14 protein-coding genes and 1 pseudogene are annotated in these 17,660 nt (G+C 72.9%); 9 read left to right on the plus strand and 6 right to left on the minus strand.

Going from position 1 to position 17,660, the window contains the following annotated elements; genetic code table 11:
- Window positions 1-50: 50 nt before the first annotated feature.
- The 4 genes from ACJ73U_RS15470 to ACJ73U_RS15485 form a co-directional block, all read right to left on the minus strand.
- Window positions 51-2,192, minus strand: coding sequence for a transglutaminase-like domain-containing protein (locus tag ACJ73U_RS15470; protein WP_407778311.1), 2,142 nt, complete (start codon window positions 2,190-2,192; stop codon window positions 51-53).
- A 195-nt stretch (window positions 2,193-2,387) separates the two neighbouring features.
- A complete protein-coding gene (locus tag ACJ73U_RS15475; RefSeq protein WP_407778312.1) occupies window positions 2,388-3,542 on the minus strand; it encodes a DUF58 domain-containing protein in 1,155 nt (384 codons plus the stop codon).
- Between the two features lie 35 nt (window positions 3,543-3,577).
- The gene (locus ACJ73U_RS15480) at window positions 3,578-4,537 is read right to left on the minus strand and encodes an AAA family ATPase (protein ID WP_407778313.1); all 960 of its coding nucleotides are present in this window, start codon (window positions 4,535-4,537) and stop codon (window positions 3,578-3,580) included.
- Entirely contained in the window at window positions 4,534-6,678 is a 2,145-nt protein-coding gene (locus ACJ73U_RS15485) for a fibronectin type III domain-containing protein (RefSeq protein ID WP_407778314.1), read from the minus strand. The genes ACJ73U_RS15480 and ACJ73U_RS15485 overlap by 4 nt, the downstream gene beginning before the upstream one ends.
- A 170-nt stretch (window positions 6,679-6,848) precedes the next feature.
- Between ACJ73U_RS15485 and ACJ73U_RS15490 the strand changes: the two genes are divergently transcribed.
- Together ACJ73U_RS15490 and ACJ73U_RS15495 are read left to right on the plus strand one after the other, a co-directional pair.
- Window positions 6,849-7,598 carry a GntR family transcriptional regulator gene (locus ACJ73U_RS15490; protein ID WP_407778315.1) on the plus strand — a complete coding sequence of 250 codons (750 nt, stop codon included), beginning with the start codon at window positions 6,849-6,851 and terminating at the stop codon, window positions 7,596-7,598.
- Window positions 7,599-7,728: 130 nt separating this feature from the next.
- Window positions 7,729-8,142: a hypothetical protein gene (locus tag ACJ73U_RS15495; protein WP_407778316.1), complete on the plus strand. Its 414-nt coding sequence runs from the start codon at window positions 7,729-7,731 to the stop codon at window positions 8,140-8,142.
- Here ACJ73U_RS15495 and ACJ73U_RS15500 read toward each other — a convergent pair.
- Together ACJ73U_RS15500 and ACJ73U_RS15505 are read right to left on the minus strand one after the other, a co-directional pair.
- Window positions 8,085-9,332: a sensor histidine kinase gene (locus tag ACJ73U_RS15500; protein ID WP_407778317.1), complete on the minus strand. Its 1,248-nt coding sequence runs from the start codon at window positions 9,330-9,332 to the stop codon at window positions 8,085-8,087. The two genes, ACJ73U_RS15495 and ACJ73U_RS15500, sit on opposite strands and share 58 nt — an antisense overlap.
- Window positions 9,329-10,000 carry a response regulator transcription factor gene (locus ACJ73U_RS15505; protein ID WP_407778318.1) on the minus strand — a complete coding sequence of 224 codons (672 nt, stop codon included), beginning with the start codon at window positions 9,998-10,000 and terminating at the stop codon, window positions 9,329-9,331. The genes ACJ73U_RS15500 and ACJ73U_RS15505 overlap by 4 nt, the downstream gene beginning before the upstream one ends.
- 146 nt (window positions 10,001-10,146) lie before the next feature.
- Between ACJ73U_RS15505 and ACJ73U_RS15510 the strand changes: the two genes are divergently transcribed.
- The 7 genes and pseudogenes from ACJ73U_RS15510 to ACJ73U_RS15540 all read left to right on the plus strand — a co-directional run.
- Window positions 10,147-11,475 carry a type VII secretion protein EccE gene (locus ACJ73U_RS15510; RefSeq protein WP_407778319.1) on the plus strand — a complete coding sequence of 443 codons (1,329 nt, stop codon included), beginning with the start codon at window positions 10,147-10,149 and terminating at the stop codon, window positions 11,473-11,475.
- Window positions 11,472-12,164 (plus strand): LuxR C-terminal-related transcriptional regulator, encoded by a 693-nt coding sequence (locus ACJ73U_RS15515; RefSeq protein ID WP_407778320.1) that lies wholly within the window; start codon window positions 11,472-11,474, stop codon window positions 12,162-12,164. The genes ACJ73U_RS15510 and ACJ73U_RS15515 overlap by 4 nt, the downstream gene beginning before the upstream one ends.
- Before the next feature lie 2 nt (window positions 12,165-12,166).
- A complete protein-coding gene (locus ACJ73U_RS15520) occupies window positions 12,167-13,813 on the plus strand; it encodes a right-handed parallel beta-helix repeat-containing protein (RefSeq protein ID WP_407778321.1) in 1,647 nt (548 codons plus the stop codon).
- Window positions 13,814-13,835: 22 nt separating this feature from the next.
- Complete coding sequence (locus tag ACJ73U_RS15525) at window positions 13,836-14,486, plus strand: winged helix-turn-helix domain-containing protein (protein ID WP_407778322.1); 651 nt, start codon at window positions 13,836-13,838, stop codon at window positions 14,484-14,486.
- Between the two features lie 51 nt (window positions 14,487-14,537).
- A complete protein-coding gene (locus tag ACJ73U_RS15530) occupies window positions 14,538-15,008 on the plus strand; it encodes a hypothetical protein (protein WP_407778323.1) in 471 nt (156 codons plus the stop codon).
- A gap of 121 nt (window positions 15,009-15,129) precedes the next feature.
- Window positions 15,130-15,954, plus strand: a complete 825-nt coding sequence (locus ACJ73U_RS15535) for a GGDEF domain-containing protein (RefSeq protein WP_407778324.1) — start codon at window positions 15,130-15,132, stop codon at window positions 15,952-15,954.
- Between the two features lie 263 nt (window positions 15,955-16,217).
- A pseudogene (locus tag ACJ73U_RS15540) lies at window positions 16,218-17,660 on the plus strand (hypothetical protein); the annotation flags it as partial.

Below are 17,660 nucleotides of genomic sequence, written 5' to 3' on the forward strand. Positions count from 1 at the left end.
ACCTCCGCGCGACGCCCTGAACGGCGCTCCCGGGACTCCCGCACGAGCGATCAGGGCAGTGGGCCGGGCGGGAGGAGGGTGCGCGGGTTCAGGGCCGCCCGGAGGCGGACCGGCCAGGGGCGCCGGGACAGGCCGCGGCGGACCTCGCGGACGGCGGACCACGCCTCGTCGGCGGTGGTCCGGGTCAGGCCCGTGCGGGACCAGAGCGCGACGTCGACCGTTCTGGCCAGGGTGTCCAGACCGGTCACGACCGACGGGTCGACGTGCGGCCGCGCCGCGCCGGCCAGGTCGCGAACGGTCATGCCCGCGGTGAACGGGATCCCGTGCGCACGCAACCGGTCCCGGGCCTCCGCCCACGCCCCGACCACCGCGCGGGCACCCGGGCGGCGGCGTCTGTGCCAGCCGCGTGCGCACCGGGCCAGTGGCATGCCCAGGGCCCACAGGACCAGCACCCCGCCGAGGGCCACCACGGTCTCGACGACCGGGAGCACGAACTCGTCGCCGTCGTCGGGGTCGCGGTCGGTCGGGGCGTCCTCGCGCAGCTCCGGGTCGTGCAGCTGCTCCGGCGGCGGCAGGCTCTCGCGGGCCTGTTCGGTCACCTCGGCCAGGCCCCTGGGCCGGACGCCGGTGCCGCTGGGCGTCCCGGCCGGGTCGAGCGGCACCCAGCCGACGCCCTCGACCGCGACCTCCGGCCACGCCAGGACGTCGCCGCCGCGGACGGCCACGTCCTCGCCGGCGCCGCTCGCCTTGAAGCCGACGGCGATCCGGGCCGGCAGGCCGATCATGCGCGCGAGCACCACGTACGCCGCCGCGAACTGTTCGGTGGTGCCGCGCCTGGTGTCGAGCAGGAACGTGCGGAGCTGGGGCCAGCCGCTGCCGCTGGGCAGGTCCGCGCCGGTCGCGAGGGCGTAGTTCTCCCGCAGGTACCGCTCGAGCACCAGCGCGGTCTGGAACGCGGGCCTGGTGTCCCGCACGGCCTTGCCGGCCAGCTCGGCGATGCCGTCGGGGACCTGGCCGAGGTCGCCGAAGCCGGTGCGCGCGGTCGGGTCGACGGCGGCGCCGGCGAGGACGTCGGACCGCACGGTGGGCTCCCACCAGGACAGGTCGTAGCTGACGGGACCCGAGCGGCCGGGGACGAGGAGCGTGCCGGAGGTCTCGTCGACCAGCGGCGCCAGGCCGGTCACCGCGGCCGGCAGTGCCTGGCTGGGCAGCCACGGGCCCTCGGTGTCGGCGTACTCGACGTGGGCGGTGTGCTCGGTGGCCGGGACGGTGACGGCCGGCGCGGGCGGCAGGGCGGTGCCGAGGCGGCGGGGCTGCACGCTGGGCGTCCACGTGACGCCGTTGAACTGGTCGAGCACGACGAGCCGCCACCGGTCGACGGGCGCGTCGGTGGAGTAGGTGAGGACCTCGTCGTCCGGGGTGAGCAGGTGGTCGGTCAGCTCGTCGAGCGGGCTGGCCACGCGCTCGGGCGGCAACGGCGCGAACTGCTTGTCCTTCAGCGAGTACACGGGCCGGTCGACCGGGTCCGTCACCGCGCCGAGCACAGCCCCGCCCACGCTCAGCACGACGAGCAGCACGGCGACGACGGGTCGGCGGGTGACCGGCCCGGCCTCCGCCGCCGAGGCGAGGAGCACGGCCGCGACCACGGCGAACCCGAACGCGGCGAGCATGGCGGTGGGCCCGGTCAGCGCGACGTACGCCTGGCTGAGCCCGAGGACCGCGAGCCCGGGGAGCAACGCGAGCAGCGGCCGGCGGAGCCGGCTGAGCAGCTCCAGGGCGATGGTGGCGGCGGCGAGCGCGGCGAGCGGGACGAAGAGGAGCAGCTCGGGGTCGGCGCGGGCGGGCCAGGTCGACTGGAGGGTGAGCTGCCAGGAGTCGGTCAGGCCGGCGGCGAGGGCGCGGATGGTCTCGCCGGTGGGGAGGCCGCTGGTCGTGGTGGGGAACAGGAGGGCCTCGACCAGAGCCAACAGGCCCACGACCAGGACGAGCAACGCCCGCCACGGAACGAGCGCGGGCCAGTGCCGGCACGCCTCGGCGACCCCGAGGCCGGTGACGAGGACCAGGCCGAGCGGGAGGAGCAGCGGCGCGACCCCGAACACCGGCGCGAACAGGAGCGCCGGACCGACGGCTGCCAGCAGCGTCGCGACCACCGCGGCCCGCCCGCCCGTCGCGTCATCTCGGCGAGCGGTCACGAAACCTCCCTTCCGGGTTTGTCCACACCGCTCGAACTATCCACAACCAGCCGGTAACAACGCGGGAATGTCGGCCCCTGCCGGTAGACTGGCAAGGCGGGACGCCCCCGGGACAGGGTGGGGGCTGGCCATCGCGCGCGCGAGTTCATGCGGCCACCGCCACGGTCCCCCGCGGGTGGCCACATCGCGCGCGACTCATGAAGGCACCGTCACGTTCCAGCGGCGGGTGGCGCCTCGCGCGTTCGGGGCCTTGATGATCTGGGCGCCCGGCACGCCAATCGACACTCCCGTCTGTGTGCCGCCGGCCAGGGTGATCACCACCGTCGACGCGTAGTGGGGACGCAGGGCCGCCACCGCGGTCAGGTCCTCGTGGTGGGCGCTGGCCAGGACCACGACCAGCGAGCCGCCCCGGTCGGCCGGCTGGGTCAGCGACGCCGGGACCAGGCGCGCCGGGGCTTCCGTCGCCCGCAGTTCGCACAGCTCGTCCAGTACCTGGCGGACAGCCTGCTGGCCGCCGCGGAGCTTCAGGTCCGTGTGGGCCGTCACCAGGCGGCACCAGTAGCCCGCCGCCGCGGCCGCGTTCAGCAGTGACGCCGTCAGGTCGACCGCCTCCTCGAACACCGGCGGCGGCAGCAGGGCCGCGCGGGTGTCGAGCAACGCCGTGAAGCGGGGCTGGTTCGGGTCCACGTAGTCGCGGACCATCAACCGGCCCGTGCGCGCGGTCGCCTTCCAGTGGAGGTGGCGGACCTCGTCGCCGGGGACGTACTCGCGGACGTCGCGCAGGTCCAGGGAGCCGTGCGGGGAGTTGTCGCTCGTGCGGCCCTCGTGGTGGTGCCGGGGGTGGCCGGCGACGAGCGCACGCACCGGATACGTCTTCGGGTGCACCCACATCGTCGCGGTGTCGCCGGTGGTGAGGCGGCTCCGGCCCAGGCCGAGGGGGTCGATGCGCTCCAGGGTCAGCGGGCCGACCTGGATCCGGCCGCGGCGCGTGGTCGGCAGTTCGTAGTGGTAGACCGCGTCGGCGCCCGGGGCCAGCGGGCGGACGGCCACGGCGTGGAAGCCGCCGTCGACGCGGTCGCCGGCGGTGAAGCCGCCGTGGCGGCGGGGGCCGTCGTTGTGCACCCGTAATCGCGCGAAGGCGGGGCGGCCGCGTTGGACGCGGTCGGGGTAGACCTCGCGGGTCACCACCACGCGTGGCCGGCGTGCGGTGACCACCAGCGCGGCCGCGACCGCACCGAACCCGGCGCCACCCAGTGCCCGCAGCACGGGGAAGCCGACCCACGCGCCGCAGCCGTACGCGACCACGGCCGCCACCAGCACCGCCCAGCCACGGCGGGTGAGTCTCGGCATCAGCCCGCCACCCGCGAGCGACGTGGGGCGGGGCATTAGGCGACCGAGGTGCTGACCGCTGGTGCCGGGATCGCGGCCAGCACCTCGTCGACGATGTCGCTCGTGCCGCGCTGGTTCAGCTCCGCCTCGGCGGTCAGGATCAGCCGGTGTTCCAGCACCGGCTTCGCGACATCCTTGATGTCGTCCGGAGTGACGTAGTCGCGCCCGTACGTCGCCGCGACCGCCTGCGCCGCGCGGACCAGGGCGATGCTGCCGCGCGGGCTGGCGCCGTAGCGGAGCGCGGCGTGCGTGCGGGTCGCGGCCGCCAACCGGGCCGCGTACTCGACGACGGCCGGGTCGATGTGCGCGGCACGCACCTCTTCGACCGCCCGCCGCAGGGCCGCGAGGTCGACCACCGGGGACAGCTCGTCCGGGCCGACACCCGCGCAGTCGCTCATGATCACCAGGACCTCGGACTCGAGGTTGGGGTAGCCGACCGACAGGCGCATCAGGAACCGGTCCAGCTGCGCCTCCGGCAGCCGGTAGGTGCCCTCCATCTCGATCGGGTTCTGCGTCGCCACCACCAGGAACGGCCGGGGCACCTCGTGCCCGACCGACTCGACGGTGACCGTGCGCTCGCTCATCACCTCCAGCAGCGCCGACTGCGTCTTCGGCGTGCCGCGGTTGATCTCGTCGGCCAGCACGACGTTGGCGAAGATGCCGCCGGGCCGGAACTCGAACGTCTCGCTGCCCTGCCGGTACACCTGCACGCCGGTCACGTCACCCGGCAGCAGGTCCGGCGTGAACTGGATGCGGCTGTACGAGCCGCCGATGCTGCGGGCCAGGCACCGGGCCAGGGTCGTCTTGCCGAGACCCGGCACGTCCTCGATCAGCAGGTGCCCCTCGGCGAGCAGACCGGCGATGGCGAGCCGGACCAGATGTGGCTTGCCCCGGATCACGCCCTGCACGTTCGCCGCGATCAGCTCGTACACCTGACCCGCGGTGGGGTGAGTCACCCGGCCTCCCACACGTAGTCGTTCGAACGCGTGTCAACGCCGCCCGGATCGGTCACGACGATCCACACAGTGTGGCCGACCCCCGAGTAGGCGAACTGGTCGGTCTCGCAGTAGCCGCTGCCGTCGGTGGTGCACTCGCCGCCCGGGTTGCTGTACGCGGCGTCGTCCGAGAACGGCTGCAGGTGGTACTGCGTGTTGGGCCGCATGCCGTGCAGCTCGACGTGCATCCACGCGCAGGCGTCGTCCGACCCGCACCACTCCTCGGTGGCCGGGCCGCGCGCCACGGTCACCGAGCCGCCGCTGACCGCCTTGGTCGTCGTGGCGACCGGCCCGACGAGCTGCTGTCCGTCCGCGGTCGTGGTGACGACCCGGACCGTGAACGTCAGGACGCCGGGCTGCGAGGGGTCGAAGTCGAACCCGGCGGCGGGACCGGTGACCGTCTGGTCCGGTGCGCCGGTCATGGTCGCGATGTAGTGCGTGAACGTGCCGGTGCCCATGTCCGCCGGCGGGTCCCAGTCGAACAGCGCGCCGTCCCCGTTGAGCAGGACCTGCAGCTGGGTCGCCTGCCCGGGGGGTCGCGCCGGCGCGACCGGGGTGACCGGGTTGGCCGCGGCGCCCGGGCCGGTGCCGGCGCCGTTGGTCGCGGCCACCGTGAACACGTACGAGGTGCCGTTGGCGAGGCCGTTGACCACGGTGGTCCGCGCGGTGCCGGGGACGGTGGTCTGGCCGCCCGCCCAGGTGATCCGGTAGCTCGTGACGGCCGAACGGTTGTCCGGCGCCGGACCCCAGCTGACGGTCGCGGTCGCGTTGCCCGCGGTGGCGTTGACGGCCGTCGGCGCACCGGGTGGGCTCGCCGGCACCGCCGGCGGCTGGTCCTCTTCTTCTTCGTCCGGCGGGGGTTGCTGCTGTACCGGCGGCGGTTTCGGCCGCTCCGTCCGCGGGTCCGGGGTGTTCTCGGGCCTCGGGAGGCTGGTGCCGGGCTTCGCGTCCGTCACGACCGGGGCGTCCGGGTCCTTGCCGCCGGTCGGGACCCGGCCCTCGCCGGCCTCGTCCTCGATCGGCACGTCGGTGAGGGCGCCGTCCTCGTCGACGACCACGACGTGCTCGCCCTGCGCACCGTCGACGTAGATGCGCTCGTCCTCGCCGCGGGTGAGCCGCGGGTCGCCGTTGTCGGCCGGGATCTCCTTGGTCTGCTTGCGCTTGCCCGCGCTGTCGTAGGTGATCAGCGTGTTGGTGGTCCGGTCGACGACGGCGACGACCCCGCCGGTGGCGACCGGCCCGGCGTACTCGCCGTCGCCGAGGTCCACGGTCACCGGGTCGGCGGGGTCGATCCCGGCCGTGCCGAGCCCGGCGTCGACGAGGTGCATGTGCTTGCCGTCGAGAATCGCGAGCCGCCCGCCGACGTCGGTGCTGGCGACGCGTGCGTCGTCGTGCGCGTCGACACCGAGGGCACGCGGCTCGCCGAGGCCGTCCTTCTCGACGACGTGGAGCGTGTCCTCGGTGGTGTCGACGAAGACGAGGCGGTCGCTGACGGTGGAGAGCACGCCGGCGTGGCCCTTGGGGAGGAGGACGGGGCAGGAGACCTGCTTGGCGTCCTTGGGGAGCTGGCAGAGGAGGCCGGCCTTGGTGCGGGGCAGCCAGAGCGTGCCGTCGCGGGTGGCGAGCGGGGCGCCGACGGCACCGCCGAGCGAGAGGACCATGTGGTGGTCGCCGAGCCGGACCACCTTGCCGCCCTCGCGGTACACGAGGTAGGGCCCCCCGTCGGTCTCGACACCGACCGGCTGCTCCTTCGACGGCGGGGTCGTCGTCTCCTCGACCGACAGGCTCGACTTGCCGAACTCGGTGATCCGCGAGTCCCCGACCACGTAGCCGCTGGTGTCGCCCTGGAAGACCTGGTCACCGGGCCCGCCGCCGGGCACCCGCGCCTGGGCGTCGACATCGCCGGTCGAACCGTCCACGTGGAACACCGACTGCAGCGAGGCGTTGTAGATCCAGTGCCCCGGCAACAGGAACTGGACCGCCGACACGGGGTTGGCCGCCCCGGTCACCGCCGCGACCACCCCCGCCACACAGGCGATGACGACCGCCACCACGGGCAGCCGGCTCCGCCATGCCTTCGCGAGCGCCGCCCTGTCAGTCATGGCCACACGGTAAAAGTAATCGGTTGGGAACGTCCAACACGGATCGGTGGCAACTTCCGGTCAGAGACGTTGACTATGCAATTATCAGCGCACTCCGGCGCCCTTCGTCCGTGCTCGCGGTTTCTGTAGCCTCGCCTGCTGTACAGAACGAGCGAGGGAAGGTGCACCCCGTGAACGCGGGCTACCGCGCGATCGCCGACGCGCTTCGTACCGAGATCGACGCGGGCCGTCTGCCCCCGGGCAGCAAGCTGCCGAGCGAGAACGAGTTGATGGCTGCCTACGAGGTCGAGCAGCCGACTGCTCGGCGGGCGCTGGAGGTGCTCAAGAACGAGGGGCTGATCGTCGCGCGGCGGGGCGCGGGGACGTTCGTGCGTGAGTTCCGCCTGTACCGGCGTAGCTCCCCAGCACGCCTCGCCGAATCCGGCTGGGGTGCCGGGCGTTCGGTGTGGCAGTCGGACGACGCGAAGCGCGACACCCGCGTCGACGGCATCGAGGTCACGGTCGCCGACGCGCCGGACCACGTCGCGGCCGTGCTGGATCTGCGTGCCGGCGAGAAGGTGGTCGTCCGCCGGCGCCGGTACCTGGTCGATGACGCGCCGGTCCAGTTCGCGACGTCCTACTACCCGGCACCTCTCGTACGGGACACGCGGATCGCGGAGGCCGACACCGGCGGTGGTGGTGTCTACGCGCGACTTGCCGAAGTCGGGCACAAACCCGTGCACTTCCGCGAGGAGCTACGGGCGCGCATGCCCCGCGAGGCGGAGGCGAAGGTTCTCGACCTCACCCAAGGGACGCCGGTGATCGTGGTGGTTCGGACGGCGTACACGGCGGAGGGGAGAGCGGTCGAGGTCAACGAGATGACGCTCGACGCCAGCGCCTACATCCTCGAATACGCCTTCTCGTCGGAAGAGTCGAGCTAGGGAAAGACTCACACCTTCGCGTGACTTCTACCCAGGAGACTCGCCTTCCTTCCTGATGGCGTGGTCCACTCAGCGTCCGAAGTTCTGTACAGAAGATGGGGTTGCAACATTGTCGAGGGGTGGACCAGAGGTGCTGTCTCGTTGGCCGCACATCACGCCGTTCCTGCGCCTGGAGACCGCGGGATGGGTGGCGGACGAGTTCCACCAGTGGCAGAACGTCGAGAAGAGCCTTGATCCGCAGGAACGCGCTGCCGCCAACGAGGAGTGGGCAGACTTCTTCGAATGGCGCCTGGGGCAGCGAGCCGGCGAGCTGGCCCGTGATCGGGTGAAGCGCCACCTGGTGACGAAGTGGACGGACGACATGGCCTACTGGTGCCGGCGATCCGCGAGGCTTGCCCGAGGTGAGGATCCCGGCGTGTGGGTTCCGCAGCGGCAGCGGCGGCCGGAGCTGGATCTCGAAGGTCGGGCGATCGTCGCGGACATGGGTTACGGCACCACCGGCAGGGCGAGTTCGAAGATGGCGCCCGCGTCCTCCGCGTTGTAGACGGACAGGGTGCCGCCGTGGGCCCAGGCCACCCAGCGGACTATGGACAGGCCCAGGCCCGACGAGCCGCTGCCCGTGCGGAAGCGGTCGAAGGCCTCGTCGGCGAAGTCGCCGGCCACGCCTGGGCCGTGGTCGGCGACCGTGACGCGGCCGTTGGCCACCGTGATGTGGACGACCGCCGGCTCGTTCGGTTGGCGGCCGTAGCGGATGGCGTTGTCCACGAGGTTGCCGATGGCTCGTTGCAGCAGCGTCGGGTCGACCATCACCTTGCAGGGGGCGGCGGTCACCGTCACCGAGGCGCCGTCGTTCGGGGTCTCGTCCACCACGCCGGACACCAGCTGGTCCAGCCACACCGGTTGTACGGCCAGGCGTTCGACCCCCGCGGCCAGGCGGGCGCGGACCAGTAGGCCGTCGATGATGCTGCCCATCCGCGACGCGAGGCGCACGGTGCGCGGTAGGAGGTCGCCGCGTTGGGTGGGGTTTCGCAGGGCCGTCTCGGCCAGGGCGCGTAGGGCCGCGACCGGGGTGCGCAGGTCGTGGGCGGTTTCGGCCAGCAGTACTTCCTGCTGTTCCAGGGCCGCCACCGCCGGGCGGATCGCGCGGGCGGACAGCAGGTGCCCGGCCAGCGCGAGGCTGCCGATGAGCACCGCCGCGCCCACCACCACCCACAGCACGAGACGGTTGTGCTCGTCCAGCATCGGTTCCGCGTTGCTCACGGCGACCACGGCACCGAGGTAGCCGGACCGGCCGCGGAACGGCTCCGCGCGCACGCGCACCATCTGACCATCGACACTGTGCGAGTACCCGTAGAGCTCCCGCCCCGACCGCGCGGCGTCGGCGGCCAACCCACCCAGCACCGCCCTGGACATCCGCACGCACTGACGTTCCGAGTACAGCTCGCGGAAGGACCCGGAACCGCCGGGGAGCACGGCGAACTGCGGGCACTGCTGGTTGATCTCGTCCTGGCCGACCAGCGCGGTGATGATCGCGTCGCCGTCGCTGCCGATGAGGCGGGCCACCGTCGAGGTCACCCTGGACAGTTCCAGGTCCATCTGCTTCTCGCCGCTGTCGCGGTCGGCCTTGATCACCAGCCAGGCGAACACGATCAGCCCCACGGCGTTCATCACCGTGAACATCAGGGTCAGCACCCACCGCAGGCGCCGCAGCCGGTCGGCCGACGATCGGTTCACGACACGGGACCGTATGCCCCGAGGCGGTAGCCGCGCCCGCGGATCGTGTGAATCAGCTCCGGCGTGCCCAGTTTGCGGCGCAGGCGCTTGACCACCACGTCGACCACGTTGGACATCGGATCGGCGGACGCGTCCCAACAATGTTCTATGAGGTCACTGCGGGACACCACCCGCTCCGGCCGGATCGCCAGGTACTCCAGGACCGCGAACTCCTTGTCGGACAGCGTGAGCAGCACCCCGCCCCGGCGCACGGCCCGGCGGGCGCAGTCGACCTCCAGGTCCGCGTGCCGCAGCACCGACGGGCGCCCGTCCCCGCGCCGGCACAGCGTGCGCACGCGGGCGGCCATCTCGGCCACGGAGAAGGGCTTGACCAGGTAGTCGTCACCGCCGGCCGCGAAGCCCGCCACGCGGTCGGCGATCGAGTCGCGCGCGGTCAGGAACAACACGGGCACGGCCCAGCCGGTCCGGCGCCGGTGCTGGACGTAGTCGATGGCGTCGCCGTCGGGGAGCGTCCGGTCGAAGACCACGCAGTCGAACCCGACTCGCCGCAGCAGGTCGTCGGCGGTTCTCAGGTCGGGTACCTGAAGCACCTCGAGACCGGTCCCGGCCAGTTCCACGGACACTGATATCCGCAGGTCCTCGTCGTCCTCGACCACCAACACCCGCATGTCATCGAAACCTAATGTGCCGTGGCTGATCGTGATCCACCTGAAGCGATGCTCGCTCCGCAAGCTCCGCTCAGAACGACCGTAGCCATCCAACAAGCGGCCTCGACGGCCATGGCCGGAACAGGACGCGCAGAAGGAGGTGACCGGTGGAAGCTTCCACGGGAAACGCGGCCGCGGTAGCCGGTCGGCAGGCCGCGACCACACCCGCGGCCGACACGAGAGCCGTCCCGGCCAAGGCCGCGGCCCCGGTGCGGATCGCGGCGAGCGCGGCACGGGCCGCGGCGGTCGCCCGGCCACTGCCCCAGCAGCTGCCCGAGGCCGACGTGCGGACCAGGCCGCTGCTGCGCACACCCCCGGTGCGGCCGGTGCCCTCGGCGCCGGTCGCACCGGTCTCCACCGCCCCGCCGCGCCAGACCTGGTCGCGGCAGGTCCGCGAGTACACGCGGCGGCTGTCGCCGATCCAGGTGCTCTGCTGGCAGGTCGCGGCGATCGGCGTCGTGCTGACCGTGCACCAGCCGTGGCCCGTGCTCGCCGGCACCTCGGTCGCCGCGGCGGTCGTGCTCGCGTTGACCGGTGTGCGGGTCGGCGGCCGCTGGCTGTACGAGCTGACCGGGCTCGCCGCCGCCTTCCTGACCCGCCCGCGGCGCAGGGACCTGCCCAGGACGGGCGGCACCCCGGCCACGACGCTCGCGCTCCTCGAGCTGCTCCTGCCCGGCGCGACCGTCCGGACGGTCGAGACCAGCCAGGGCCCGGCCATGGCCATCAGCCACCAGGGCGGGCTGACCGCACAGCTCAAGCCGCCCGCGCTCACCCCGGAGCTGCTGGCCGCCCTCCCCATGCCGGCCGCGCTGCTGCCCACCGCCACCGACCACGTCTTCGGCATTCAGCTCGTGCTCCACACCGGCGTCCGGCCGGACACGCCACGCCGGCTGTGGGTCGCCGTGCACGCCGCCCGGACCGTCGACACCCCGGTCGACGCGGAGCTGACCCTCGCGCTGCGCAACGCCATGCGCCGCGTCCGCCGCGCGCTCGACCGCGCCGGGGTGCCGGCCCAGCCACTCGCCGAGGAGCAGGCGCTGTCGGCGATCGCCGGCCTCGCCCACGTCACCGGTGGCCGGACCGAGGTGCGCGAGGACTGGAAGTACTGGCGCACCGGCCCGGTCAGCCAGGCCACCTACCGGCTCACCGGCTGGGACCGGCTCACCGACACGCAGGCCCGCGGGCTGGTCAACAACATGCTGGCCGGCGTCCCCGGCGTCGCGTCGACCATCACGCTCGGCGCCCGCACCGAACGGCGCGGCGAGCCACGCGGGGGCGCCACCCTCCGCCTCGCCGCCACCACCGAGGCCGCCGTCACGACGGCGGCCGACCACATGACCAACCGGCTGGCACCCGCCGGCGTCCGCCTCGTCAGGCTCGACGGCACCCAGCGGAACGGTGTCGCCGCGTCGCTTCCCATCGGAGTCCTCAGATGACCGCCCTCGCCGACAACACAGTCACCGTGCTGCCCGGACACGCGACCCGCCTCCCGTCGAGCGCGGGCGTGGCGGCGCTGCTCGCGGGCGCGAACCGGGAGGTGCTCGTGATGAGCACGCTGTCCGTGGTGGCGCGCGACCCGATCGGCGGGGTGCGCCGCGTCGACCACGAGAACCTGCGCCGCGGGGTCAGGTACCGGGTGATCGTGCCGGACACCGCGCGCACCGCACCCGTCCTGGCGACCCGGTTGGGCACGCTGGCACTGCACGGCGCGGACACCCGCACGGTCCCGGACGTGCCGACCGACGCGCTGGTGATCGACGGGTCGGTCGTGGTGCTGCCGGTGGACCGCACGTCGGGTGGGCCGGCGCTGAGCACCGCGGTGTTCCGGCTGTCGAGCGTGGTCACGACGACCATCGAGCTGTTCGAGCGGGTGTGGCTGTCCGCGGTGCCGATGAGCCCGAACGAGCTGCCCGAGGCCGCCGAGCTGTCCACGCGGGAACGGGAGCTGCTGTCGCTGTTGTCCGCGGGCAGCACCGACGAGTCCGCCGCCGCCCGGCTCGGCGTCTCCGTGCGGACGGTCCGGCGGATGGTCGCCGACATCATGAACCGGCTCGGCGCGCGCAGCCGGTTCCAGGCCGGGGTGAAGGCCGCCGACCGCGGCTGGCTGATCGAGAGGGCGGGTTGAGCATGACCACGATCGCCGGGCGGACCCTGCTGGTCGCCCCCGGCCGGCACGGCGCCTACCCGACCATCGGTGACGCCCTGGGCAACGCGCCGGACGGCGGTGTCGTCGCGGTCGCCGCCGGCACCTACGCCGAGACGTTCGAGCTGGCGGACCGCCGCCTCACCATCCGCGCGCACGAGGGTGGCGAGGTGGTCCTCGACGGCAGCGGCGGCGACTGGCCGGTGCTGAAGGTGCGGGGTGGCTCGCTCACGCTGCACGGGCTCACCCTGATCTCGAGTGCCGCGGCCGTGCAGGCCGAGGACGCCGAGCTGACGCTGGAACGCTGCACGCTGTCCGCCGAGAAGGGGCCGGGCCTGGCCGTGCGGGGCTGCCGGCGGTTCACGGTCAACCGGTGCACGGTGGACGGTGCCGAGCAGGGCATCGTCGTCGAGGGCTCGTCGGGGCGCGTGGAGGAGACGCGGGTCGCGAACGTGACCGGCGACGGGATCGTGATCGGCCTCGGGGCCGACCCCGAGGTGCGCAACTGCACGGTGGAGGACTGCGGGCAGCGGGGCATCTACGTCTACCAGTACGCGCGGCCGGTCATCGAGACCTGCGACGTGGCGCGGACGGGGCACGAGGGCATCGCGGTCGCCCAGCAGAGCCGACCCGAGCTGCGCAGGTGCAAGGTCCACGACGTCGGCGGCGTGGGCATCTCCTTCGCCGCCGGCTGCGCGGGGGCCATTGATGAGTGCCACGTGGACAACTCGGCCCCACCCGGCGTCCTCGTCGCCGCCGGTGCGACGCCGACGGTCACCGAGCCGGCCCGGCGGGCCGTGTCCAGTGGTGACGCGGGCGTCGACGACCTGCTGGCCGACCTCGACGCCATGGTGGGGCTGCCGGGCGTGAAGTCCGAGGTGCACGCGGTCGTCGACGAGATCCAGGTCAACGAGTGGCGCAGGCGGGCCGGCCTGTCCGTCGGCACGGTCAGCCACCACCTGATCTTCGCGGGCGCGCCGGGCACCGGTAAGACCACGGTGGCCCGTACCTACGGCAAGCTGCTCAAGTCCCTCGGCGTGCTGTCGAAGGGGCAGTTCCGCGAGGTGTCCCGGCGCGACCTCGTCGGCCAGTACATCGGCCACACCGCGGAGAAGACGTCCGTGGTGTTCGAGGAGTCGCTCGGCGGCGTGCTGTTCATCGACGAGGCGTACACGCTGTCCCGGCAGTCGGGGACCGGCGCCGACTTCGGCCAGGAGGCCATCGACACGCTGGTGAAGCTGATGGAGGACCACCGCGACGAGGTGGCGGTGATCGTCGCCGGGTACACCGACGAGATGCAGAACTTCCTCGACGTCAACCCGGGGCTCGCGTCCCGGTTCTCCAAGACGATCGAGTTCGAGAACTACTCGCCGGCGGACCTGCTGCGGATCACCGGGAAGATGGTGGCGGCCGGCGACTACCAGCTGGCGCCGGACACGACGCCGCTGCTGCTGGAGTACTTCGGCCGCGTCGCGGCCGACGCGAACTACGGCAACGCCCGCGACGCGCGGCGGTTGTTCGAGGGCATGCGGAAGGGCCAGTCGCAGCGGCTGCGGCTGCTCGGCCGGATGCCGGAGATGACCGAGCTGCGCACGTTGACGGCCGAGGACGTGCGGGCGGTGACCGGCTAGCGAACTGGGTACCTTCTGGTGCGTGCGGGTACTGGTGGTCGAGGACGATGAGAACCTGCGCGTCGCGGTCGCGGGGTCGCTGCGTGCCGCGGGGTTCGCCGTGGACGCGGCCGGCGACCTCCCGGGCGCCGACGAGGCGCTGGCGGTGAACTCGTACGACTGCGCGGTGTTCGACCGGATGCTGCCGTCCGGGGACGCGCTCCACTACGTCCAGACCCGCCGGCCGGCGGTGCCCGTGCTGTTCCTGACCGCGCGCGACGCCGTGGCCGACCGCATCGCGGGCCTCGACGCGGGTGACGACTACCTGGTGAAGCCGTTCGCCATCGAGGAGTTGGAGGCGCGCGTCCGGCGGCTGTGCCGGCGGGTGACCGATGGTCTGCCGCCCGTGCTGCGCTGCGGCGACCTCGATGTGGACAGCGGGCGGCACGAGGTGCGGCGTGCCGGGGTGCTGCTCACGCTGACCGGCAAGGAGTTCGACGTGCTCCGGCAACTGGTCGCCCGCCAGCGCCAGCCGGTCGGCCGGTCCGAGCTGATCAGGGAGGTTTGGGACCCGCTGGTCGATCCGTCCTCGAACGTCCTGGATGTCGTCATCACCCAGTTGCGCCGAAAACTTCGGAACCCTCCGATGATCCACACCGTACGTGGTTATGGATATCGCATCGAACCCGTGTGATCCCGGGCTAGCCTGGATCGCACATCGAGAAGTCCCCCGGGGGGAAACGACATGCGTCGTGTTCTGCTCGCCGCGCTCGGCCTCGTCAGCGTGCTGCTGGTGGCCGGGTGCAGCACGGCCATCGCCGGCCAGCCGGTCGCCGGCGCGTCCCCCGGCCACGACCGCCAGCTGGTCGAGGACTACTTCAAGGACCTGAACGAGGCCGCGGACGAGGGGCCGTCGCAGCAGCGGCTGTTCCTCCAGCACAGCCAGCACCCGGACTTCGCCGACGAGCTGTGTGACCTGGGCGACCTCACGCTCACCATCGACCCCGCCATGTCGACGCTGCGGGTGGACCCCGAATGGGTGCCCCCGGGCGCCGGGCGGAACGCGACACACCCGCGCGGGATGGTCTACGTGCTGGGCGTGTCGGTGTCGATCCGGCAGGACGGCGCCCTGCTTGGACAGCAGATCGGTTCACAGCGCGTAGTCATTCTCGACGGGAAGGTGTACGGGTTCGCGCCCTGCCCTACCGGCGAGTAGCACACAGTTACCGGTGGGTCACCTTGTACACCGGTAGAGGGAAATCCGCGCCAGGACGCCTCAACTCCTCAAGCCGGCCTGCCTCCACGACGAAACAGTCGGTAGGTAGGAGGTGAGCTCGGTGGCCGTACTTGACCAAGGCGTCGCCGGTTGGCGGGGAGACCGCCGCAATGGCGATCCCACCGTGCCCATCCAGCATCCGGCCCGCCAGGTGGAGCTGGAGGAGGCGAGCCTCGTCGAGCTGCACCAGTCCATCGGCTCGTTGCTGGCCTCGCGCGGCGAGTGGCGGCAGGCCTACGAGCACCTGCGGCACGCGCTCGACCTGGCGACCGCGGACAAGACCCCGCAGGTGCCGGAGCAGTTCCGGCAGGAGGTCGCGCGGCTGCGGCGCGAGCACGCCGAGGCCCGTGAGCAGAGCCTCCGGGACTCGCTGACCCCGTGCTACAACCGCCGCTACCTCGACCAGAGGCTCGTCCAGACCGGGCGGGGCGAGTTCGCCGTCGCGCTCGTCGACCTCGACTGGTTCAAACGGGTGAACGACACGTTTGGCCACCTGGTCGGCGACCGGGTGCTGCAGCAGGTGGTCGAGCTGTTGCAGATCGGGCTGCCGGAGGAGGCGTTCTGCGCGCGCTACGGCGGTGAGGAGTTCGTGCTCATGCTGCCGGGACTGGAGCCCATGGCCGCGTGGGCGGTGGCCGAGGCGACCCGGGCGCGGGTCGAGCAGTTCCCGTGGTCCACGATCGTCCGCGGCCTGCACGTGACCGTCAGCATCGGTGTGGCGCACGAGTCCGGCGCCAGCGGGTTGACCAGCCCTGAGCAGCAGCTTCGGCTCGCGGACGGGTTGCTGTACACGGCCAAGCAGTCCGGCCGGAACAGCGTCGCCTACCGTGTGGGTGGGCAGGTCCGCCTGTCCGGGGCCGCCGGGCAACGGCGTCTCCGCGGTTAGATTTCGTCACACTTGACCGCAACCTTGCGTCGGTTCGATAACATTTGAGGCCGCGGTGGTTGCTACCCCGATTGGGCTAGACGGTTGGGACCACCGCGCACAGGTAGTGAGCAAATTTGGTTTGGCAGTCGTATTGGGTGCCATCCGTACGTACTATCTGGGCCGACGGAGCACACACTGGGTTCGCAACCAACCCAGGATGAGCAACGTCTTAATAACGGAAGTGCCACGACAGCGGCCGCAGGAGACTGAGAGGAGACCGGGTGCCCGACGACGAACGCCTCGGCGGCACCCGCGACCCGCACGAGTACGGCAGGCGGCACCGCCGGGACGAAACCCCTCCACCGCCCCCCACGGAGGAGCAGCCCAGACGTCGCCGCAGGTCGGTGGAGTCCGGTGGCGTGAGCGTCGCCGACCTGGTCCAGCGGCACACGGGGTCCCGGCCGGACCTGACCCCGGTGAACCCGGACCAGCTGCGGCAGAACGGCGTGATGACCGGCCGCCGTGCCCGCCAGGACGAGCCGCCGAACAGATCCGGCTCGGCGCCGTCGATAGCGTCGGCGCTGGAGGACGGCGCCCCCTTCCCGCCGGACCAGGCCGCCCCGCCGCGGGCCCCCGAGTCGGTCGAGAACTTCCCGCGCGACGAGGCGCAGAGCCGCCGCCCCGGCGGCAACTCCTCGTACTTCACGATCCCCAGCGACGCCATCCGCAGCTCGTTCTCCTCGGAGGTCGCGGAACCGCCGGCGCAGGACACCCCCTTCCCGACGGACTTCCCGGACGACGACGGTCCGACCAGCCGGCCGCGCGGCATCGGCGAGGGCTCCGGCCCACGCACCGCCCTCCCACCGGACATGGGCGGTCCGCGCCGGACCAGGCGGGTGCGCGACAGGGGCGACGGCTTCGACGCCTTCGACGGCGGCGCCCGCCGCCCGGGTGAGGCCTCTGCCCACTACCCGGTGCCCGGCACCGAGCCACGCCGCCCCGGCGAAGCGTCCGCGCACCATCCCGTCCCGGGCACCCAGGACCCCCGCCGCAACGGCCTCCGCCAGCCGGGCCAGACGTCCGCCCAGTTCCTGGCCACCGACGCGCCGGGCAGGTTCTCGCCGGACCCGGACGCTCCCCGCCGCCGAGCCGGGGAGACCTCCGGCCACCACGGCTTCCCCAGCACCCCGGAGCCGTCCCACCGCAACGGCGGCCGGCACGTGGGCGAGGCATCGGGCCTGCACGGCATCCCCGGCACCGACGCCCCGAACGGCTTCCCGCCCGACCCGGACGCCCCTCACCGCAACAGCGCCCACCGCGCCGGCGAGACCTCGGGCCTCCACGGCACCGACGCCCCGAACGGCTTCGCGCCCGACCCGGAAGCCTCCCGCCGCAACGGCAACCGACGCCCCGGCGAGGCATCAGGCCTGTTCGGCGCCCCGGGCACCGACGCGCCCAACGGCTTCCCACCGGACTCGGACGCGCCCCACCCACACGGGGCCCGCCGCATGGGCGAGGCCTCGGGCCTGCACGGCGCCCCTGGCAGCGACGCACCCAACGGCTTCCTGCCTGACGCAGAGGGCTCCCACCGCAACAGCCGGCGCAGCGGCGAGGCCTCCGGTCTCCCCGGCACCGACGCACCCAACGGCTTCCCGCCCGGCGCTGAGGCCCCCCGCCGTAGCAGCCGCCGCGCCGGCGAGAACTCGGGCCTGCACGGCGCGCCC

This window comes from Actinophytocola sp. (assembly GCF_045807065.1).
In the GTDB taxonomy this organism is placed as follows: domain Bacteria; phylum Actinomycetota; class Actinomycetes; order Mycobacteriales; family Pseudonocardiaceae; genus Actinophytocola.

What these genes read in the sequence shown, in the direction of transcription:
- ACJ73U_RS15520 (WP_407778321.1), top strand. Translation starts at nt 12,167, where the DNA reads ATGACCACGATCGCCGGGCGGACCCTGCTGGTCGCCCCCGGCCGGCAC.
- ACJ73U_RS15505 (WP_407778318.1), bottom strand. Translation starts at nt 10,000, where the DNA reads ATGCGGGTGTTGGTGGTCGAGGACGACGAGGACCTGCGGATATCAGTG.
- ACJ73U_RS15475 (WP_407778312.1), bottom strand. Translation starts at nt 3,542, where the DNA reads ATGCCGAGACTCACCCGCCGTGGCTGGGCGGTGCTGGTGGCGGCCGTG.
- ACJ73U_RS15530 (WP_407778323.1), top strand. Translation starts at nt 14,538, where the DNA reads ATGCGTCGTGTTCTGCTCGCCGCGCTCGGCCTCGTCAGCGTGCTGCTG.
- ACJ73U_RS15485 (WP_407778314.1), bottom strand. Translation starts at nt 6,678, where the DNA reads ATGACTGACAGGGCGGCGCTCGCGAAGGCATGGCGGAGCCGGCTGCCC.
- ACJ73U_RS15515 (WP_407778320.1), top strand. Translation starts at nt 11,472, where the DNA reads ATGACCGCCCTCGCCGACAACACAGTCACCGTGCTGCCCGGACACGCG.